This is a genomic window from Agarivorans sp. QJM3NY_33, from assembly GCF_050870865.2.
In the GTDB taxonomy this organism is placed as follows: Bacteria; Pseudomonadota; Gammaproteobacteria; order Enterobacterales; family Celerinatantimonadaceae; genus Agarivorans.
Window position 1 is genome coordinate 3,104,434 of sequence record NZ_CP194039.2, and the last position, 21,055, is coordinate 3,125,488.

Sequence of the window (21,055 nt, forward strand, 5' to 3'; positions counted from 1 at the left end):
ACGACCACCCATAGAGTTTTAAGTAATACACTCAAGTCTTGATATAACCAACTGCTGCAAGCTCTGGAATAAAGAAAGCGCATCATGCTGCGATCCACAAGGTCTTACTGGCCCCTCCCCGCAACGAGCACTCATAAGATTTTAAGTAATACACTCAAGCCTTGATATAACCAACTGCTGCAAGCTCTGGAATAAAGAAAGCGCATCATGCTACGATCCACAAGGCCTTACTGGCCCTTCCCCGCAACGACCACCCATAAAGTTTTAAGTAATACACTCAAATCCTGATATAACCAACTACTGCACTGGCTTAAAGAAAGCGCGTAACGGTGATCATAAGCAAGTTTTTGCTTTACATCTTCGATACTGGAATCGTATTGCAGATTCACCTGAGCCAAACCAGTAATACCTGGCTTGAGACCCACGGTTCGTTCGCTATAAAACGGAATGGCCTGCTCCAGGGTTTGATAAAAGGCCGGACGTTCCGGCCGAGGCCCCACCAATGACATATCCCCTCGGATCACATTCCATAACTGCGGCAACTCATCGAGCCGAGTCTTGCGCAGCCAGCGCCCTACCCGCGTGATCCGGCTATCTTGTTTAGTAGCCCATACCGCGCCACTGGCTTGTTCGGCATCGGCGCGCATACTGCGAAATTTAATAATCGAGAATAGTACGGCCCGATCCTCGGCGATTAAACCCACTCGCGTTTGTTGATAAAACACCGGCCCCTTGCTATCAAGTTTGATGGCCAAGGCAATCAAAGGAAATAAGGGACTCACCAATAGCAACAATAAACTAGCCGCAAACATATCGAAGCCGCGTTTCAAGACCACCACCCAAGGATTTAGTAAGTGAGTAAAGTAGTGTTTCTTAATCTTCTTGTAGCCATAGTCAATACAACCCAACATGCTGGAAAAGTGTCCTTCAACGAGGTAATTCAAGCTGCCAATCGGCCCTGGAAACTTTAACATGGGTAACATCCTCGGCAGCGCAGCCAACAAATAAGCACTGAGCTGTAAGGCCAATAAAGCCATAAAAACCAGAGAATGTGAGGCGAGCAGCAGTGAGCCAAGCAAGCTGCTTAACATCAAAAATGGAATGGTCACCCGCAATGCCTTACCTGAAAAAAAGGTAAAAGCCACCCCTTTGAAACGTGGTAACAACATGTGGCGTAGCCGGATCAACTGTTGCAAATTGCCTGCGCCAATTCGTTTTCTACGGCTGCGATCCTGGCTGTCGGCCGCGTGTTCTAACTCTAAAGCGCGAATATTTGGCTCGTATACCGCTCGGTAGCCCTGCGCCACAATATCCATGGGGATCACAAAATCATCATTTATAGTATCTTCTGGCATCGCTCGAAATAAACGCTGCTTAATCAGATAAAAAGCGCCGTGAGCCCCCAGCGGTGCCCCCATGTCGGCTTCGCAACGTTTCACCTGCCGCTGATAATTCCAGTACGCTTGTTCGCCCACTGAGCCGGGGCTTAACAGGTGATAATAACCACACACCACTCCCACATCATCCTGAGCAAAGTGACTGGCAGCAATCAGCAGCGCATCCACCGAAATTAACGCCGAGACATCCGACAGCGCCACGATGTCGGCACCACTTTGGGCGATGTGTTGATTGAGCACCGCCACCTTACCGCTATTTTGCGGCTGCTCACAAACCTCGAAACTAAAATTACAAAATGCTAATTGTGCGATGGTTTCTCTAGCCACCGTCGCTGTTGCATCGCTGCAGCCATCACACACCACTTTAATGCTTAAGCGCTCATCGGGATAATCCAGAGTGGCCAAATTAATCAGTTTTGCCGCGACATAGTCTTGCTCGTTGTAGGCAGGGATCAGCAACTCAATGCTTGGCAATTGCTCATCGTTAAGCGAGCGATGATATTTTCGAACCACCGCCACTGGCTCCTGTGGTTCTGCCTTACCAGCCAACTGACTCAGTAACTTGAGCAACAAGGGATAAAGCGCATGGTGATAAACGACCAAGAACATCGATATCAGAGTCAAGTAAGTGAGAATGGTCATAGTAAGCTCCTATAAGTAACGATGACGTAAAGCTGCATAATTGCGGGCGGTGGTTCGTAAATCGCCCGCCTGTTTAACGAACTGGCGCGGATTGCCTGTCGCTTTCAGTGCCAATTGCTGCTCCAAGGCTTGCGCCATCGCAAAGGCTGAACCGGGCTCCACCAAAGTGCCAGTACGTGGACACAGGGCTTCGGTTGAAGCCCCAACATTGGTCACCACTGCCGGAATGCCGCAGGCTTGCGCTTCGAGGATCACCAACGACAAACCTTCAAAATAAGAAGGTAAACAAAACAAATCGAGCGCTTGATAAAACTGCGGCATTGATTCGATGGCGCCAAGAAAATGCACTCGCGCTTGTAATTTCAAAGCCATCACCAAACGTTGTAGCGCCTGGCGTTGGCTACCATCGCCGGCAAACACCAAATGTACGTCTTGGGGCAAACTATTGAGGGCTTCAATCAATACCGCCTGACCTTTTTCTGGCTCTAAACGACCCGCACAACCAATCAATCGAGCCTGTATTGGCAAACCTAGTAGCTGGCGAGCTAAGTGTTTGTCTCCCACCGCGAAGCTGTGAGTATCGACGCCGTTTTTAATCACTTGCACTTGTTCATCGTTAAAACCCAATGCCGACTTCAGCTCACTCGCCACCAAATTGGCATCGGCGACGATCATCGGCCGAACCCATTTCAGCGCGAAGGATTGCAGCATACGACGCCGCCGCTGGCGCAGATGCCAGGCGTCATGTTCTGTATGAATCACCACTTTAACCCCGGCTAAACGCGCTGCGATACCGCCGTAAATTAATGGCCCGATGTGGTGAGTATGCACCACGGGGACAGCCCAACGACGAAACAGCTTCACCAGCTTCCATAGGGTGCTAAGGCGAAATCCCGGCTGCTTATTTAAAAACATCAGGCGATTGGCATAGGGGCGCAGCCGCGGCCAGTCTTGCAAGGCCTGCTGCTTGGTGCCTTCCAAGGAAATAATCACCCCTTGCTCGTGCGCCTCTTCCATCCGTTGTAAATCGAGCGCCATGGTTTCGATGCCACCCGGCTGTAGGTGCTGTACCACTTGGATCCAAATACTCATAAGTTGTTCCTCTTAAGCACAATAGGCTGTTAATTCGAGTGAGACAGTGGTGGAATACGGCTAAGCACCGTCACTCCGGCGATATCTTCGATGTCTTTAATGGTGCGTAAACTGGGGTCGGCCAGTTCAGCCAATAGCGCTAAACTGAACCCCGTCACGATCCCAGCCACCAGCCCGGCAAGCACAAACAACCACATTGGCAGCGTAGAAGGCCCACTGGGAGTAAAAGCACGATCGATAATTTTAATCCGGTCGGATTGTTCAAATACCCCTAAAGCGCCCGTCACTTGAGCCATCTCGTAACGTGTCAGCATGTTTTCATACAGGCTACGTTTAACTTTAAGATTACGATTAAGGATCCGCAGTTGTTTCTCTTGCTCACCCACCGAGCCAATTTGCTGCTGCAGCGAGCGAGCTAAACTGCGTAATTGTGAGACTTCTTCGGCGAGGGCATCGACTCGCTGGCGAGCGATCATTAAGGCTTCAACTTGCACGATCAACATCTCCCCATTGGATTCGGTCAGGGAAATTTGTTGCTGTAATAAGGCCGAGCTATCCGTGTTCGAAATCGAGGACTGAGGTAAGGATAAGACTTGTTCACGCTCCTGTTCGAGATGGCGCAATACCCGTTGCAGCGCTTGTACCTTGGAGTGACCTTGGGTATAACGCGACATGAGGGTGGCCAGCTCGGCACGATTCATCACGATCTGCTCTTCGAGTCGAGTCAGGACCGGGTTGGTGCGAGAGAGTTGCTGATCAATACTACCTAAACTTTGTTTTGCACCAGCAAGTTCTGCTTCTCGCTCAATCAAACGTTGACGGATCTGCGACAAACGCTGGGTATTAGCCGCATGTTGCTCGGGTAAACCATCGGCATGCAGGGTGCGGTAATCCGCTAAGGCTTCTTCGGCCTCTTCTAAAGCAAAACTACTGGACATTAAATGCTCCCGCAGAAAACGTTCTGATTCTTTAATCGAAGAACGCTCTGGCGCGAGTAACTGCTCAATAAAATGTGAAGAGACGGTTTCCAGTAATTCACGCATCCCCTGCGGATGCGCTGAGCGATAATCAATCCGAATTAAGTCCTTGCCCACTTGACGCACTGTGAGCGCCGCCGATAAACGGTTAATCACCTGCTGCTTTTGCTGTGGACTGTCACTCTCGACCATCAAGCCTTGTTCAATGGCCACTTCAGTTAACACATGCCGACTATGTAATAAGGTCGTCAGGGCTTCCATCCGGCCCTCTAGATTTGCCGACACCGCTAAATCTTCCAGAAAAGGATTTAAACTAGCGGTTTCTTGCACCAACATACTGGTATGTGAAGCATACTGCTTCGCGGAGAACAACGAGACTAAGACACCACAAATGGGCATCAACAGGATCGGCATGACGATAAGATAACGTCGACGCCATAAGGCATCCACAATCAAATATAGTCTTGGTAATAATTCGCCCATGCCACTCTCCGTCTGAATTCAAGAGAGTTATAGCCAAAATCATGCCATTAATAATTACTTAAATAAAACAATGAATTAAAGACAAGAAATGATTTTTAATTAGGCGAGTTTGCAGATTGCGAAGCCGTAAAATAAACGCCCAGACCGATGGCTTTAAATCCGCTATCGGTCTGAGAAATTAAATTAAACACACAGCGGATTAGTGATCGGCTGACCAATTTCTGGCAATGGTCGTTGCTCACTATCGCCGTAGCCAATCTTAAAGCGCACTCGATTCACACATAGTTTCTCGATCTCGGGTTTCAATAAATCAAACATCTCAAACCGTTCCTGCAACTGCGGGTGTGCCGCTTGATAGCTGCGGATTTCATCGGCTAAATAGCGATAAAACTGTGTTTCATCAATCCCAAGGCTAATTAACTTGGGTGACACAAAACGCAATACCGTGACAAAATGGCCCGTTAATAAGTCGTGGATCAAGTAATGGGCGGGCAAGCGGGTCAAGTTCTGGCGGATCGCCTGCGGCAAGCGATTAAGTTCTGGGAAATCTTGGTCTATCAGACGTAAGTCGCCATGAAAATCTTTAATCAAGCAGCCAACGGGTTGATGGCCTTGCAAGGCCAAGGTAATATTTTGACCGTGCGCCACCAAGGCCACTCCATAGCGACACATCAAATGATATAACGGCACCACCACATGCTTAAACAGCTTTCTGAGCCAGGCTTCGGCGCTCAAGCCCGAGAGTTCGATCAAGGTAACAATCGCCGCCTTGCCTTGACTATCGGTTTGCATCAACGTGGCCATTGACATCGGACGCTGCTGCTCACTTAATACACTCTCGGCACGTTCACGCCAAATACAACCGAGCATTTCTTGATAACGATAACTCCCTCCTGCGACTTGTTGCTGATAAGGCTGCGGGCAAAATACCCCCGCAACTTCTTGCTGTACCCTCAGTCCCAGCTGAGCAAACAAGGGATCTTGAATGGTTAACTGGGCCAACCATGCCGACAGCTTGGGCCCCTGCACGATAAATTTGCCAGGAATACCGCGGTAACAGGAGGTATTTAAAATCGTTAATGCCGTTTTCACGTCATAACGGACCCTTGGGTCAACGGCGCTCAAGGTACGGATTGATTGCTGCGCCAGCCAATCACCAGTAACAGGACCCAAATCAATCGCGTCGCCATTGGCAAACCATTCGGCAAATTGCCCAACTAAAAAGCGCGACATTTGCCAGGGATGAACCGCCATAATCAAGAACTGATCGCGATTCTTCGCGGGCAATTTATTGATCAACGCCAGATACGCTTCACTCCCCAGCACCTCTTCAAGCAAGCGCTGTGGACTCAAACCTTCGGCAAAACCCACCTCACAATGTTGCTTGTTCAGCGCCAAATAATGGAGTTGAAATGCCCGACCTGATTCCGGCGAATACAGCGCTAACTCCGCAGCCCCCCAACCCAAGCGACCCTTATTGGCAATCGCCTTAGGGTGCGCGTCTAAATAACGTTGCCGAGAGGTTTCATCCATAGTCACCAGCGCATCACTGGCTAAGTTTCGCAGTTGAGTAATGCGCAACATATCGCTGTATAGCGTTTGTTGAATTTCTTCTAATAGGCCTGCGAGATTAATATCGTTAATTTGAATTTGCGACTGAATATCAATCAACAACTGACTTGCACTCGGCGCTAAACCGTCGCTGCATTGAATACTATCAGGCGTAATGATAAACATGCCCCAAATGCTTTGGCTCGCCTGAAAATCCCAGTGGCGCGAGGCAGTCACCAGACGCCAATTCGTCAGCTTGCTCGCCACAGCATGACCTTCGCACACAGCTGGCGACCGAGGTTCAAACGCTAAACGTTCCTCAAAATGTAACTCACTCAATATCTTAGCGACTAGTTGTTGACTCGCTAATTGCCAAGCACGGTGTTGTGTCATGGTGGTTCCCTACTCGCTTTTTTTTGAAATACACAATGAAATTTATTTGTTAAAAACATCATCAATATATTGACAAACTACCTTAAAATCAACAATGATAATACAAACCATTATCATTAAGATTAACAAGTTAATGCTGTATCGCTGTTTACTCATCGCTTTGGGATTAAACCAAACTCTGCTACTTGCCTTGTTGCCAAACATTGCAGCATTAAAGGGTTTGCAGGGATCGGAACAGGGTCTAGGACTGATTGCGGCGGTCGTGAATGTTAATTTAATTAGCTTTTGGTTGGGAAGCGGTCTTTGGGGCAAGTGGCTGCCAAAACTGGGGATCCGCTTCTGTTCACGCATCACCATCAGTGGCTTTATCCTTGCAAATCTGTTGTTTTACTTCGCCTTGCTTATACCAACAACGCCTTCGCTACCGGTAATGGCACTGGCACGCTTAGCGCTAGGGCTATTTAGCAGCGCTTTTATTATATTGGCGCAAACCCATTTGGCGATTACAAAACAAAATGGCTTAGGCCAACTCGCTAAAACCAGTGGCGCAATTACTCTCGGTCGCTTACTCGGCCCAAGCTTAGTATTACTGCCTTTTAGCATGCAGTACTTACTGCTAATCCCCCTGATTTTAGTGCTACCCTTACTAATCAAGCAACTGTGCGAAAAGGCTGAAAATCAGGTCGATTTTGCCAAAGATTTCCCCCTCCAGACATACTCAGGCAAGTCCCCTCGTGAACAAGCCAAAACCAGACGCCGCCCCAATCAGCTGAAACTAATTTTGCTCAGTGCGCTATTGATGACTGCCTTGGTGAGCACACTACAATTCTACCTGTTGCCACTATTGCTCGACTTAGGCTATCAAGGGGAACAGGCCTCAAGTTTATACGCCTCCATCTTGTTATACATCAGCATCACCTTACTGATCTCTCAGTTACTTTTAATCCCTTGGTGGTCAAAACAACAACGCCCACTGGCCCCCATTTTACTGCTGTGTTTAGCACTTGGGTGCCTGCTACTTAGCCTCTCGGTTGGCCTCAGCTCAAGCGGGGCACAACAACCATGGCTGATATTACTCGCAGGGCTAACCAGCCTGACCCTTGCAGTTTCTGGTTTCCCGGTTTGGTACAGCCAGTTAGCACTGTCCCAATCATCGAGTTTGAGCGAACGGAGTCGACGCAGTGGCTCTTTGTCGCGGGCTCATAGCAGTGGTTACTTAGTCGGTAGCGCCGTATCGAGCAGCTGTTTGTATTTCAGCATTCCCTTATTAACGCCCATTTGGGTATTCGCGCTTGGGCTGGTGGCCTGTGTATTGTGCCTCCAGCAATACCTGCGCCCTGCCACCCAAGTTATTTAATGATGTCACTTTAGTTCAAGGAATCGAATGAACAAATTAACGCCTTTAACAGCCAAGTTGAGCCCCATTGCATTATTGTTAATGGCTTCAAGTGCTCAAGCCGTCACCAACCTGGACACGATGGTGGTCACTGCCAGTCGGACCGATACCGCAATCGCCGATGTAGCAGCCACCATGTGGGTGATTGACCAGCAGCAAATTGAACGCCAAGTGAACGCTGGCGCCGATTTAAAAACCGCACTCGGTCGATTGATCCCAAGTTTTGACTTTGGCGGTGAGGGTCGAACCAATTACGGTCAAAACTTAAGGGGACGCTCGGCATTAGTGATGATCGATGGTGTGTCACTCAACTCAACTCGAGCCATTAGCCGCCAGTTAGACAGTATCGACCCTTTCAATATTGCTCATGTAGAAGTGCTCTCCGGCGCGACCGCGATTTACGGCGCGGGAGCCGCTGGCGGTATCATCAATATTATTACCAAGAAGGCCAGCGTCGGCCCTGCCGAAGTAGCGCTCAACTTAGCGGGTTCATCTGGGTTTAACAATAGTGATGACCAGAATAAAAAACTGGCACTCAGTGTGGCTGGCGGCTCAGAAAAACTGCGCGGCCGTTTATCTGCCGCCTACCAAGATAGCGGCGCAGCCTATGATGCCAACGGTCAGATGATTTTGCCAGATATCACCCAAACTGACTTACAGTTTAATCAAAGCATCGACATCATGGGCAATCTTGAATTTGAACCCGATAACCAGCAACTGCTGTCGTTAAGTGCGCAATATTACAACAGCGAACAAGATAGCGACTACGGCACCTATTTAGGACCAAATCTCGCCGGGATTTTTGGTCGGCCAGATCTAATTTCGGTGCAACAAGGCTTGTCCCTTGAAGAACAGCCATCCACCGAACGGGTCATGGTGAATGGTCAATATCAGCACCACAACATTCTGGGCCAAACGCTGATGGCGCAACTGTTTTACCGCAGTGAGTCGATGCAGTTTTTTCCTTTTCCTTCTATTTATCGGGTGACCGGCTCCCCCTTAGCTGGCAATAGCTATCCGATCTATGGTGCGTCTCTTCAAGAAACCGATGTATTTGGCGGCAAACTGGTATTGGTGAAAGACTTTGATCAGGTTCAGCTCACTTACGGCATCGATGCAGAATCAGAATCATTTTCCGCCAAACAGCGAATTTACGATGCCAATACCGCACTTGCTTCTGGCGGTCTCAACTTTAAACAGACCCAAAACCTGCAGCGCTACCCCGATATTGACACCCTCAATATCGCAGCATTTTCCCAAGCCAAGTGGGAAGTGAATAACGATTGGTCTCTGTCGGGTGGATTCCGCTATCAGCACATCGAACATGAAGTCGGTGACATTGTAGGCCTCTTACAGCAACACCTGTCAGCGATTGGGATGTATAACGATCCGGATGTGATTAAAGGAGGTAAAAGTGATTATAATGAATTGCTATTTAATCTCAGTGCCATCTATAAAATCGACCACCAGCAGCAAATTTGGGCTAACTTCAGCCAAGGTTTCAACTTGCCCGATCCCGCGAAGTATTACGGGAACGGTAACTACGATGGTACCTATGGCGATGGTCCAAACTTAATCAACAGCATTAATGTGGCCGACAATCGACTCAGCGGCGTAAAAACCAATGCCTTTGAACTTGGTTGGCGTAAAACCAGCAGTAACTATGATCTACAAGTTGCCAGCTACTATTCGATCTCCGACAAAACGACCTCCTACAACAAAAGTACCCTAGCCGTGGTGGTTAACGATGACCAACGCCGAATTTATGGTATTGAAAGTCAGGCAAACTACTACTTCGACAATAACTTCTACACCGGTCTGCAAGCACATTTAATCAAAAGCGAAACCCAAAGCAATGGTGCCTGGAACAAACTCGCGGCAGAAGAAGCGAGTCCTTCTAACGGTAGCTTAAACCTTGGTTATGACAACCAAGCTTACGGCGCTGAATTACAATGGCAAACCTTGGCCGACTACAGTGATGATCAAGGTAGCGAGCTTCATGGTTACTCACTGGCAAACCTAAACGGCTACTACGCACTGCAGCTGGGACAGGTTAACTTTGGGATCCAAAATCTGTTTAACAAAGATTACGAAACCCTATGGAGTCAGCGCGCACAGATCCTTTATAGCAGCTTGTCAGCCTCGGAGTTATTTACCTACAAGGGTAAAGGCACCACCTTCTCAGTTAGCTACAACGCCGTTTTCTAAGGATAACTCATTGTTAAGCTTCCATAACATTTCCCTCCAATTGGGGGGAACAACCATTCTTAATAGCATGAGTGGTGAAATCATCGAGGGCTCGATCACTGCGTTGATCGGACCCAATGGTTCAGGCAAAAGTAGTTTATTGTCGGTATTAAGCGGTTTAGTCCGTCCCTTACAGGGCGAAGTTGTATTGCAAGGACAGGCGCTACAATCCATTCCTCGCGCCCAATTGGCGAAACAGCTGGCACTGCTGCCACAACGTAATCCGGTTCCGGCCAGCCTAAGCGTCTCTGATCTGGTCACCTTTGGTCGTCACCCACATCGGCCGTGGTACCAACGCTTAAATGCCAGTGACAAGCAACTCATCGACTGGTCAATGCATGAAACCGGGATCGGTGACTACGCCCACCGCCAACTCACCGAATTATCGGGTGGTGAATTGCAACGCGCCTGGCTGGCCATGGTATTAGCCCAGGACACGCCAGTGGTGATGCTCGACGAACCCACCTCTTGGTTAGACATCTCCCATCAATTAGCCTTGCTTAAAATAGTGCAGCGACTCAATCGTCAATATAAAAAAACCATCGTTTGGGTATTACATGATCTCAACCAAGCGAGCCGTTATAGCGACCGAGCCATTCTCATCAACCAGGGCCGCATCGTTAGCCAGGGCCCGGTAGCTCAAGTGATCAATGCGACCTTGATCAGTCAAGTTTATCAAACGCCAGTACGGAGCCACCAAATCGGCCAGCAGCATGTCCTTTGGCCAGAGGAGCAGCTATGAGCCGCATATTCAAAGGCGCTTACCGAAGACAATTGAAGTGCTTACTGGTGCTCGGTGCATTACTTAGCAGCTCTAGCCAAGCGGCACCAGTGCAGCTGTGTTTAGCCAGCTGCATTCACTTAAACCACAGCGCCCAACGGGTGGTCGCCTTAAATTGGTCGGCCGCAGAGATGCTCTTAAGTTTAGGTGTCACACCAGTTGGCCTGACCCAAAATGCCGGCTACCGAAAGTGGCAAACCAACCACCCCGAGCTGCCTGAACAAGTGACCGAACTAGGGCGACGTCAAGAGCCAAATTTAGCAGCCATTGCACAACTAAAGCCCGACCTTATTATTGGTTACGAATTTCGCCATGCTCGCTTATTAAGCGCTTTGGAACAGATTGCTCCCACGCTCATCTATCAGCAATTTCCTCATCCACAGCAAGCAGATTTTAACTATTTCGAGCACTCGCAGCGAGTATTTCGCCACATCGCTCAAGCGCTTGGCAAAACCGAACAAGCCGTGCAACAACTCAAAGCGATGGATGAGCGTTTCATGCAGCTGAAACAACAACTCGCCACTGCCGGTTTAGCCAATTATTCAGTCAGCTATGCCAAATTTGTTGGCATGGGTTATGGCTTAAGAGTATTCACACGAGACAGCTTAGCTGGCGCGGTCGCGCTGCAACTAGGCTTACGCTATCAATGGCAAACTGGCTTACCGGGAAAAGACTTTACTCACTTGCAACTCGAGCAATTACCTCAGCTCAAGCATAGCCATTTAATTTTGGCGGGAAATCAGGCCGATGGCGAGCGAATGACCCTTTCCCCTGTTTGGTCTAAGCTGCCCTTTGTGCAAGCACAACGCTTTTCTAAGGTGACTCCTTTATGGAGCTTTGGCGGCCCAGAATCAGCTATCAGAATGGCAGAGGCTTTCACTCAATCACTGTTAGATTGGCAGGAGCAACAACATGGTTAAGCCACTACTATCAGTATCTTCACTGATGCTACTGAGCATCGCCGTCTATTTTCTAAGTCGCCCGAATATTGCCCCGGCTGATTTGGCTCAAGCCATGCTTGACTATGTGTGGCTGCCCACCGCTGCCATGGCCTTGCTCACCGGCGCGCTATTTGCCAGTTCTGGCTTATTCATTCAAACCACCTTAGATAACGATTTTGCTTCACCCTCAACCTTGGGTATTTCCGCCGGTGCCTTATTAGGTGCAGTGTTGGTGCGGGTACTGCTCCCCGAAGCCGGACTCAGCCTGTTATGGGGCGGCGCATTGCTCGGCGCAGCCTTATTATCCCTATTAGTCTTGACGGTCAGCCAGCTAATTGGTGGCGGTAAGCTGCCTGTGGTACTAATTGGTATGGCGCTGGGCCTAGGTGCTGGCGCGGTCTCTTCATTACTATTGTTGTATTTTGAAAACCAAACCGACGGCCTGTTCCTATGGGGCAGCGGTCAGGTCTTGCAAACCAATACCGAACTACTCAAACAAACGGCATTGCCTATCAGCCTTACTTTATTGATAGGTCTCCTAGCCTTACCACGACTGGCCTTATTTCTATTAGGCGATACCCACGCCAGCGCCTTAGGCTTAGCGGTGAAACGCTGGCGTTGGGCGATTTTATTGCTGGCGATCAGTCAGGCTGCCCTTGCCACCGCACTGGTGGGTATGGTTGGTTTTGTCGGTTTAATGGCACCCCACCTCGCCCGCTTAGTATTACGCGCCAGTCATACGCGCCAAGCGATGCTACTACAATGGCTGCTCACCATGATACTCGGAGCAGTATTAGTGCTGGCCGCCGAGTGGTGTTCACGTAGCCTGTTATTCTTAGGCTATCGTCTACCTACGGGGGCATTTACTGCGCTGCTCGGAGCCCCTTACTTTATTTACTTATTATTCCAAAAATCTGGCAGGGCCTTAGCGGCTACGGAAACCCAAACCATCGCCTTAAAACCACTAATCCATGCCCGCGCCCAATGGGTACTCGGTGGCTTAATACTGCTACTCTTGGCCACTTTAACGCTTTGCCTAAAAATGCCGGGAGAACTTGGCGCAAGCTGGGTAAACCAGCGGGTATTACTAGCAGGGCTAGGCGGTTTTGGCCTCGCCTGCGCCGGAACCTTACTGCAAACCCTATTTAAAAACCCGATGGCGAGTCCCGATATATCCGGCGTGAGCGCTTTTGCTGTCTTATTAATTGCCTGCGTATTAGTGATTTATCCCGGCGCCGGACAATTCAGCCTTACCATCGCAGCTTTAGTTGGTGCGGGCCTGGTGATTGGCTTGTTATCTTGGGGATTAAAGCAGCAGTTAAGTGTCTCGCAACTGGCCTTGTTTGGCATTGTAATCTCCGCCTTTGCCGGCACAGCCACCCATATTCTACTCACCTTTGGCAGCTCGACCGCTTCTGTCACCATGATGTGGTTAGCGGGCACCACCTATGGTGCATCGACTGATCGGATCTTACCCTTAGCGGTGGTTCTCCTACTCAGCCTCGGCAGTATTGTGCCATTCCTGCGCAGTTTAGATATTTTGCCGCTGGGCGAAATTATTCCCCGAGCCGTCGGGATCCCTTTGCAACATCAGCGACGCATCTTACTGATTGTATCGGCGCTACTCACTGCCATTTGTGTTTCCAGCATTGGCGCAATTAGCTTTGTTGGCTTACTGGCGCCGCATTGCGCCCGCCTTCTAGGATTATACCGTCATGTTCAGTTGCTCCCGGCCGCGGGCCTAACCGGAGCTATTTTACTAATTTGGGCCGATGGCTTAGGCCGCAGCCTATTGTCACCGAACGAAATCCCCGCTGGCTTAATGGTGTCCGTCATCGGCAGCCTGTACTTCTTATTATTGCTATTTATTGGATATCGAAAAAATAATGACCGAGCTACTCAATAGTCTGAATCGTCGGGTGTCTTATCATGTACATGAAATGGGCTTTCCCGCGCCCAATCCAAGCCAACTGCAACAAATCTTGCAGGCAGCCATGAGCACCCCCGATCACGGCAACTTGAACCCGTGGCACTTTTTAGTGATCGAACACCAACAGATCGGGGAATTAATCGAGCACTTACAGCAAGCTTGGCAGGATTCTGAACAAGACTTAGATCCGCAACGCGCCAAACGCCTCGCCAACTACTTAAAGCAGGCACCAAGCATGATATTGGTGTCGGCGGCACTCCAACCGCATAGCAAGATCTCCGAGCAGGATCAAATCTTGTCGGCCGCAGCCGCCTGCCAAATGATTCTGCTGGCAGCCGATGGGCTGGGTTTTGGTGGCGTATGGTACAGCACCGATGCGGTCTCACTCCCCAAAGTGAGACCGCTACTGGGCTTGCAACCACAGCATCACCCGGTAGGCTTTTTGATCTTAGGCACGCCGCTCAATCCTCGACAAAAAAAACGCAAAGATGCTCGAACTTACACCTTTCAATGGCAAGGGGCTGGCCAGCTCAGCCCTTGGCTAAATCACTCGTCCAGCAAACAGGAGGCAAATAAGTGAACACTCATCCGCTAGGCCAACAAGCTTTCTTCAATAGCCTACTTGTTGAAACCACTAACAAACACTTGGAGGGTAATTCGGTATTCCTGCCGCTTTGTCCAAGCCAGACCCTAGAGTTGAAGCTTAGCTATTGCTCCCCTGCGTGGCGTCATCGTTATACGGGCAAAATCATCTTACATCAGGCAGAGCAGCAGCAAATCATTGACTTTTCTCAAGCCCTAGATTTAGTGCTCGAGCAGCTCTATCCCGAGATTGACGAGCAGCGAAAACAAAACTTTCGGCAACGCATATGCGGATCGCAGCAATCAATTATAGAAGCGGAAGCAGCCCTCGCCGCCCGCTCAGAGGATTCGACCGAGCAATTTATTCATGCCGAGCAAAGTCTCACTGCTGGTCATAGCATGCATCCAGCGGCGAAAAGTTGTGAGCCTTTAAACGCCCAGCAACAACGCCAATATCTGCCAGAACATGCAGGCCAATTTGCCATAGAATGGTTTGCAGTCCATCAACAGCACTTCGTTGGCCAATGTTCACTCGGCCAACCAGAGCAAGACAGTACAGGTACAGCGCAAACCGAATTACAGCGTGTTCAGCAACAACTATTGGCCTTTTTTCAGGCCAGTTTTGCGCAGCAACCTGAGCTTGTGGCGCAAGCACAATTGGGCCAAGAGTGGTGGCCGCTGCCGATGCACCCCTTGCAGGCGCAGGCCTGGCGCAATAGCGATTCAGCCACACAACTGTCAGCGGTGGTGAAAGATCTGCAACTGAATTCGACAGGCTGGACCGCCACCTCATCAACACGTGCCATCTATCACCCTCAGCTCCCATGGATGCTCAAGGTCTCATTACCAGTCAAACTAACCAATTCATTGCGCCTACTATCCAGTACCGAGGCCGAGCGCGGCATTCAATTTAGTCGGCTGTTGCAAACTCGCAGCGGTCAAGAGTTGCAACAACGCTTAGCAACCACCTGTTTTATGGAAGAACCCCTGTGGGCTGCGATCGCCGATCAGCATGGCAATGTGCTCGACTTAAGTCTGAGCTGCTTACGGCAAAACCCTTTCTATCAAGCAAGCGATGAAGCGCAAACGCTCGACCCAGCTAATTACTATCTATTAGCCAGTGCCAATCAGACCAGCCTAGCGCAACCTTCGGCACAGACCTGTCGATGGATCCGAGGCTATGCTGAACAACAAAACTTAAGCCAGCAGAATGCGGCTCTAGTCTGGTTTTCGGCCTTCATGGACCAGGTGATTGCCCCGCTGTGTATTGCCCGCAGCGATTACGGAATCGTGTTGTTGGCGCATCAACAAAACATTGTTTTGCAAATTGAGAATAACCTGCCAGCAGGAATGGCCTACCGCGATTGCCAGGGCATCGGCCTAACCGATCTTGCCCTAAAACGCTTTAAAGAAGAGCTTAACCAGCAGTCGCCCGCCTATTTTATGCCAGCGCAACAGCTTAATCCCTTCCATGCTTATTACTTGATTGGCAACACCCTCCTCAACACCATTGCGGCAATTGGCGCCGAGGGCTTGATAAGCGAGCAACAATTATGGTCTCTCTGCTGCGATAAACTCTCGGCGCTACGCGCAGCTCGGCCAAAAGATAGCTCCTTCTATGACTATGTATTGGACTCACCCACGCTGCATTGGAAGCGTAATTTTTATTGCTTCTTGGCCGATCATAACGAAGCCACGCTCAGTGATCCCAGTCGAATCTATTGCGACATTGCCAATCCCTTACAGCTGAGCGCAGCACAACCACAAAGCCATAAAACCTTAGCAGGTGGCCGCCAGCTGTGTTTTACAGACGAGCAAACGAGTGCTGGTCGTCTTGAATTCAGCGTACGAGAATACGGCCAAACCACTGCTCAGGGCAAAGCACTGTTGCACCAACGGCAATGCCATCTGGATTTAAGGCTTGTTAGCGATGCACCACACAGTGATGATTTAGTTTGGTGGAGCGCCGCCGAGCATGCTTTTTACCAGCTCAAAGCAAGCCACTTACAAGCAGACTATTTCCCCGAGGCTGCCAGCGCTCATTTAGAAGCCTCCAGCCAAGGCGAAACGGGGCCCTGCTTGAGCCTGCATCAATTTTTACAAATTGCCCCGCTATGGCGAGAGCCACAAGCCGAGTTGCCACCCACTCAACACTTAACGGCTGCCAATGGCATTGAGCACCCACGGCGTCCCAACAAACCCACTGGCCAAGTATTCACCCGTTACTACTATCATTTGAAGCGACAACTAAGCTTTCGAGTGATCGATCAACAGCGCGACTTGAATAGCTTTCATCACTGGCACAACCACCCCATGATCGCCCCCGTTTGGGAATTAGCTGGCAGCCTTGAACAACATGCAAGCTATCTAGAACAGATGCGCTCAGATCCTCACCAATACGCGGTAATTGGCGAATTTGATGGCGTGCCCTTTGGTTACTTCGAGGTTTACTGGACCCCTGAAGACCGTTTAGGTCCCCATTATGCCTATCAGAATTATGACCGAGGAGTACACATTTTGGTGGGCAATTTCGATTTTCGCGGCGGTGTTTATTTTGATACCTGGGGCTGCGCAATTATTCAATATTGTTTTCTTGATGATCCGCGAACCCAGCGGGTGATGGGCGAACCACGCGCAGATAACCATCGCGTGGTTAAAATCACCGAGCGCTTAGGCTTAGAAAAGCAATTTGAGTTTGATTTTCCACACAAACGAGCCGCATTACTACAGTGCGAGCGAGAACGTTTCTTTAATCAGTTTGTAATCTAGAGGTTTCGCATGATGAATACACCAGCATATGATTTACTGGGCATTGGCATTGGCCCGTTCAACCTCAGCATTGCAGCGCTTGCCAGCAGCAAAGCGCAGCTCTCAACTTTATTTTTAGAAAAACAAGCCCGCTTTGCCTGGCATCCCGGCATGCTGCTAAGTGATGCAAAAATGCAAACCTCTTATTTGAAAGATTTAGTGACGAGTGTCGATCCCACCAATCCCTATAGCTTTCTTAACTATTTAGTGAGCCAACAAAAGCTCTACCCCTTCATTGCCTCGGGTCAGTCGGTTATTTCTCGTTTAGAGTTTTCCGACTATCTGTCATGGGCGGCGCAGGCACTGCCCAATACCCAATTTGATCATGAAGTTCAGTCGGTGAGCTTTGAGCAAGGTCGGTTTACCCTGGAAACCAAACAACAGCGCTTGCATAGTCGCCATTTGGTGATCGGCACTGGCACTCGCCCCAAGATGCCCGATTTCTGCCAAGCCTTAGTCAACGATACTTGTTTTCATGCCAGTGAATTGGGCCTTCGTAAACCCAACTTAAGCGGCAAACGAGTGGCGATTATTGGTGGCGGACAAAGCGGCGCCGATATATTTCAACATGTTTTTGATGGTGAGTTTGGCAAAGTCAGTCAATTAACCTGGGTATCGCGCAGACCAAACATCGAAGTTCTCGATGAAAGCTGCTTTACCGACCAATATTTTATGCCCGACTACGTTAATGGTTTCTACTCACTGCAACAAGACATCAAGAATAGCGAGGTAGCACGCCAAAAATTCACCAGCGATGGCATCACTAACGATTGCCTCTTGAGCATTTACCAGCGCCTTTATCATGACCGCTATGTACTTAGAAATCCGCCTTGGTGGTCGATTCAGCCAAATCGCAGCTTAACTTCACTCAGCGATCACAACACTGGCTATCAACTGCAGCTCAAGCATGGCCTGAACCAGAATACGACCCAACTGGACGCCGACGTGGTGATCCTCTGCACTGGCTACCAACGCGCCCTTCCTCCCTGCATCGCCGAGCTCAGCAAGTTATTTGAGCGCGATACGGCTGGTCAAATTCAGCTAAACGCCGATTTTGATGTGAACTGGCAGGGCCCCAGTAAAAACCGCATTTATATGGTGAATGCCGGACTGCATAGCCACGGGATCGCCGAACCACAACTAAGCTTAGCCAGTTGGCGAGCGGCCAAAATTCTCAACCATGCCAGCGAGCAAAGCTTATATAAGATCGAAGAAAAGCACAGTATGATCGACTGGGGCCTCAGCCCTTCAAGTCTAGCCAGCCGCCATCAAAGCGCCACGCTGTCGGCGATTAACGCTTAATCGAATCATAAAGCAATCGCTCAAGTCATTGAGCGATTGCACTTAAACGCGACGAACCCATGATAGCGATTTGACAGCCAAGGCATCAATTGGTGCCTTGGCTGCTAAACTGAACATTTTACCGTTATAGCGTATAGCCATGGGAAAATGAGCCCTTAACCGAATTTGTAGCATACTACCAATAGTCGCGGCTGCTTTTTGAGGAGTGTAAGGCTTGTGTACTACCAGTAGGATATAAATATTGATTGCGTACCATTGGGAATCACGAGCTATGGGCTTGGTTTTTCCGCCCGTATTTATAAATAGGAATGCCCCCCCTAGTAAAGCTGAGCAAGGCTTTGAACTTTGTAACAAAAGCCCAAACATTGCCAAGCCTAGCGGGTGATTGTTGATTGAAAGAAACTAAACAAGTGATTCACTGAAAATGCTCATCTTCATTTTATCTGCTCGCTGATTATTCTAAATGCGCCATTTTGTTATCAGTCGATACTTATCGCAAAACCATCTATGAGAAGTCAAGAGACAAACCAACACCAACATCTACCACATGGCTTGATTTAGACAAATTTATTTTATACTCCAAGCTTGTGCAATGACATGGGTGAATCGTTTCTATATTCTGCTCACTGAAGTATTTTAATGTGCCTACCGCTTGAAGTTCACTTGGATTCATAAGATGAAAACCGCCAATGACATCGATCACTCGCTCATCACCGCAAACCTTTTTTGCGTATTCGATAATATTACAAATCCCGGAATGAGAACATCCAGTAACAATCACTAGGCCCTGTGATGATTTATAGACGAGTGCGGAGTCATCCTTCACATAATCATCGACCATTGAGTCTAAGTGCTCACACCGACCAATTGGTTCGATATTTTCAAAATTATTCGCTCTTTCTATCTCACCTAAAAATACAATGTGCTCAGTAATCCATAATGGTTCAGTGACTAAACGTGTATTGAAATACCGAGCTAATCGCTTACGATCTAAACTTGAACCGATGTCATCACCTTCATATTCTTTATATGAAAAAGCATCTGGATGAGCGATAAGTGTTGGATGGGGATAGTTAAAATGTTCAGCTTTTGCTTCGGAGTAATATTTCACAAGAGGAACTAAACCACCAGTATGATCATTATGCCCGTGAGAAATAACCACATAATCAATATCCATAAGAGATTCATTCATTTTTTGAGCGTTTTTTATCAAAATATCTGAATATCCCACATCAAATAATATCTTGGTATCACCCTCGCGAATTAAATATGAAACAGCGGGCTCAGCCAAAAAATAACGATCAATGATGGTGTTGTTATCGACTAAAACTTTCAATTCCATAATTTAATTCTCAGCGACCATTTTGAGCTTGGAGTGTATCAACAAGATACACCTGAATATAAACAATATCGAACTTAACCTATCCTTCATTCGCTTTAATTTCACTTAAGTAATCATCAACATAAGTTGTTTGGCAAAGAAACAAAAATAAAGTAGTGTCTAGAGTATCAGCTAGTGATACTGACAGCGCAAAAAGATGACGAGGCACCATCAGTCATTCTAAAGAGAAACCATCGTCGCCATCGAAACTCAATCATCGAATTCAAAGTTAAGGATAAAGATGAAAAATTTACTCATATCATTCCAACTCATTTCTGTTTTTCTACTACTCGGCTGTGGTCAAGGAGATTCAGGCGACAGCAATCCAGTTGCTACGGCAGAACAAGCGCTACAAAACCACGTATGGCGTCTGTACTCTGAGCAAAAAGGAAATAAGCTGACCCTCTATCCCATTGAAAAAATACAAGATAAAGACAACGATGGAAGCGACGAGCTATTTTCCAGAGACTACTACTATCTTTTCCGAGACGGATGGGTATACCAAGCGACAGAGCTACATGTAATTCAAGACGACGGTTTCGATCAAGATTATATGGCTTCCATCGAAGGTAAACTCTATGCCTTGGGCGGTTCCTACTATGAGATAAACGAAAGCAAACTGACATCTTACGAACAAGATTGGAACTATAGCTTAGAGACAGATGGGTTTACCCTCACATTGGGAGACACCCAACAACGCTTTGTGTTAGATAAAAATTATACCACCCAAGCGATTATCGAAGCGCCGTCGCAATAAATTGCGATGAGACAAACATCGTCAACAATAAGTAAGTTGTTGCACAATATTTAGTTTTAAAAAACAATCTAAACTGGAGTTCAAAATTGATGATCACTTGCTATCTGAACTATGTAATTGACCCGAAAAAAGCAAAGGAATTCGAAAAATATGCAAAGATGTGGATCCCTTTGGTCGAAAGGTTTGGTGGTCAACACCATGGCTATTTCCTACCGTCGGAAGGCGCTAACAATATTGCCTTAGCCCTATTCAGCTTTCCCAGTCTAGCCATATATGAAGACTATCGGACTAAATCCTTGGCCGATCCAGAGTGTATTGCAGCCTTTCGATTTGCTGAAGAGACGGACTGTATTGTGAGTTACCAACGCAGTTTTTTCCGCCCTGTATTTAAATAA

The 21,055-nt window shown here is 48.3% G+C and carries 15 protein-coding genes; 10 read left to right on the plus strand and 5 right to left on the minus strand.

All coding sequences use genetic code 11. The features are described from left to right. Positions 1 to 227 precede the first annotated feature (227 nt). The 4 genes from ACRRSY_RS13925 to ACRRSY_RS13940 form a co-directional block, all read right to left on the minus strand. Positions 228 to 2,039, minus strand: a complete 1,812-nt coding sequence (locus ACRRSY_RS13925; protein WP_432463472.1) for a sugar transferase — start codon at positions 2,037 to 2,039, stop codon at positions 228 to 230. A 9-nt stretch (positions 2,040 to 2,048) separates the two neighbouring features. Next, positions 2,049 to 3,131: a glycosyltransferase gene (locus ACRRSY_RS13930; RefSeq protein WP_432463473.1), complete on the minus strand. Its 1,083-nt coding sequence runs from the start codon at positions 3,129 to 3,131 to the stop codon at positions 2,049 to 2,051. Between the two features lie 29 nt (positions 3,132 to 3,160). Next, a complete protein-coding gene (locus ACRRSY_RS13935; protein ID WP_432459630.1) occupies positions 3,161 to 4,591 on the minus strand; it encodes a Wzz/FepE/Etk N-terminal domain-containing protein in 1,431 nt (476 codons plus the stop codon). Positions 4,592 to 4,774: 183 nt separating this feature from the next. After that, complete coding sequence (locus ACRRSY_RS13940) at positions 4,775 to 6,535, minus strand: IucA/IucC family protein (protein WP_432463474.1); 1,761 nt, start codon at positions 6,533 to 6,535, stop codon at positions 4,775 to 4,777. Between the two features lie 94 nt (positions 6,536 to 6,629). On the opposite strand from ACRRSY_RS13940, the gene ACRRSY_RS13945 reads away from it, so the two are divergent. The 8 genes from ACRRSY_RS13945 to ACRRSY_RS13980 are packed head-to-tail and all read left to right on the plus strand — an operon-like array spanning position 6,630 to position 18,522. Then, positions 6,630 to 7,892 (plus strand): MFS transporter, encoded by a 1,263-nt coding sequence (locus tag ACRRSY_RS13945; RefSeq protein WP_432463475.1) that lies wholly within the window; start codon positions 6,630 to 6,632, stop codon positions 7,890 to 7,892. A 27-nt stretch (positions 7,893 to 7,919) separates the two neighbouring features. Further along, complete coding sequence (locus tag ACRRSY_RS13950) at positions 7,920 to 10,139, plus strand: TonB-dependent receptor (protein ID WP_432463476.1); 2,220 nt, start codon at positions 7,920 to 7,922, stop codon at positions 10,137 to 10,139. A gap of 10 nt (positions 10,140 to 10,149) precedes the next feature. Then, positions 10,150 to 10,920, plus strand: coding sequence for an ABC transporter ATP-binding protein (locus tag ACRRSY_RS13955; RefSeq protein ID WP_432452612.1), 771 nt, complete (start codon positions 10,150 to 10,152; stop codon positions 10,918 to 10,920). Next, the gene (locus ACRRSY_RS13960) at positions 10,917 to 11,879 is read left to right on the plus strand and encodes an ABC transporter substrate-binding protein (RefSeq protein ID WP_432459634.1); all 963 of its coding nucleotides are present in this window, start codon (positions 10,917 to 10,919) and stop codon (positions 11,877 to 11,879) included. The genes ACRRSY_RS13955 and ACRRSY_RS13960 overlap by 4 nt, the downstream gene beginning before the upstream one ends. Continuing rightward, positions 11,872 to 13,806 (plus strand): iron ABC transporter permease, encoded by a 1,935-nt coding sequence (locus ACRRSY_RS13965; protein WP_432463477.1) that lies wholly within the window; start codon positions 11,872 to 11,874, stop codon positions 13,804 to 13,806. Before ACRRSY_RS13960 ends, ACRRSY_RS13965 begins: the two co-directional genes overlap by 8 nt. Next, positions 13,787 to 14,410 carry a nitroreductase family protein gene (locus ACRRSY_RS13970; protein WP_432452609.1) on the plus strand — a complete coding sequence of 208 codons (624 nt, stop codon included), beginning with the start codon at positions 13,787 to 13,789 and terminating at the stop codon, positions 14,408 to 14,410. The genes ACRRSY_RS13965 and ACRRSY_RS13970 overlap by 20 nt, the downstream gene beginning before the upstream one ends. After that, positions 14,407 to 17,181: a GNAT family N-acetyltransferase gene (locus tag ACRRSY_RS13975; RefSeq protein WP_432463478.1), complete on the plus strand. Its 2,775-nt coding sequence runs from the start codon at positions 14,407 to 14,409 to the stop codon at positions 17,179 to 17,181. Before ACRRSY_RS13970 ends, ACRRSY_RS13975 begins: the two co-directional genes overlap by 4 nt. 9 nt (positions 17,182 to 17,190) lie before the next feature. Further along, positions 17,191 to 18,522: a lysine N(6)-hydroxylase/L-ornithine N(5)-oxygenase family protein gene (locus ACRRSY_RS13980; protein ID WP_432463479.1), complete on the plus strand. Its 1,332-nt coding sequence runs from the start codon at positions 17,191 to 17,193 to the stop codon at positions 18,520 to 18,522. Between the two features lie 505 nt (positions 18,523 to 19,027). Here the strand turns inward: ACRRSY_RS13980 and ACRRSY_RS13985 are convergent. Next, positions 19,028 to 19,864, minus strand: a complete 837-nt coding sequence (locus tag ACRRSY_RS13985; RefSeq protein WP_432463480.1) for an MBL fold metallo-hydrolase — start codon at positions 19,862 to 19,864, stop codon at positions 19,028 to 19,030. Positions 19,865 to 20,144: 280 nt separating this feature from the next. On the opposite strand from ACRRSY_RS13985, the gene ACRRSY_RS13990 reads away from it, so the two are divergent. Beyond that, positions 20,145 to 20,660: a hypothetical protein gene (locus ACRRSY_RS13990; protein ID WP_432463481.1), complete on the plus strand. Its 516-nt coding sequence runs from the start codon at positions 20,145 to 20,147 to the stop codon at positions 20,658 to 20,660. Between the two features lie 89 nt (positions 20,661 to 20,749). Continuing rightward, on the plus strand, positions 20,750 to 21,055 hold the full coding sequence (locus ACRRSY_RS13995; protein WP_432461120.1) for an NIPSNAP family protein: 306 nt from the start codon (positions 20,750 to 20,752) through the stop codon (positions 21,053 to 21,055).

Excerpts from the sequence above, each read along its gene's own strand:
- ACRRSY_RS13925 (WP_432463472.1), bottom strand. The coding sequence starts at position 2,039 with ATGACCATTCTCACTTACTTGACTCTGATATCGATGTTCTTGGTCGTT.
- ACRRSY_RS13940 (WP_432463474.1), bottom strand. The coding sequence starts at position 6,535 with ATGACACAACACCGTGCTTGGCAATTAGCGAGTCAACAACTAGTCGCT.
- ACRRSY_RS13950 (WP_432463476.1), top strand. The coding sequence starts at position 7,920 with ATGAACAAATTAACGCCTTTAACAGCCAAGTTGAGCCCCATTGCATTA.
- ACRRSY_RS13930 (WP_432463473.1), bottom strand. The coding sequence starts at position 3,131 with ATGAGTATTTGGATCCAAGTGGTACAGCACCTACAGCCGGGTGGCATC.
- ACRRSY_RS13945 (WP_432463475.1), top strand. The coding sequence starts at position 6,630 with ATGATAATACAAACCATTATCATTAAGATTAACAAGTTAATGCTGTAT.
- ACRRSY_RS13985 (WP_432463480.1), bottom strand. The coding sequence starts at position 19,864 with ATGGAATTGAAAGTTTTAGTCGATAACAACACCATCATTGATCGTTAT.
- ACRRSY_RS13995 (WP_432461120.1), top strand. The coding sequence starts at position 20,750 with ATGATCACTTGCTATCTGAACTATGTAATTGACCCGAAAAAAGCAAAG.
- ACRRSY_RS13970 (WP_432452609.1), top strand. The coding sequence starts at position 13,787 with ATGACCGAGCTACTCAATAGTCTGAATCGTCGGGTGTCTTATCATGTA.
- ACRRSY_RS13965 (WP_432463477.1), top strand. The coding sequence starts at position 11,872 with ATGGTTAAGCCACTACTATCAGTATCTTCACTGATGCTACTGAGCATC.
- ACRRSY_RS13935 (WP_432459630.1), bottom strand. The coding sequence starts at position 4,591 with ATGGGCGAATTATTACCAAGACTATATTTGATTGTGGATGCCTTATGG.
- ACRRSY_RS13990 (WP_432463481.1), top strand. The coding sequence starts at position 20,145 with ATGAAAAATTTACTCATATCATTCCAACTCATTTCTGTTTTTCTACTA.
- ACRRSY_RS13960 (WP_432459634.1), top strand. The coding sequence starts at position 10,917 with ATGAGCCGCATATTCAAAGGCGCTTACCGAAGACAATTGAAGTGCTTA.
- ACRRSY_RS13980 (WP_432463479.1), top strand. The coding sequence starts at position 17,191 with ATGATGAATACACCAGCATATGATTTACTGGGCATTGGCATTGGCCCG.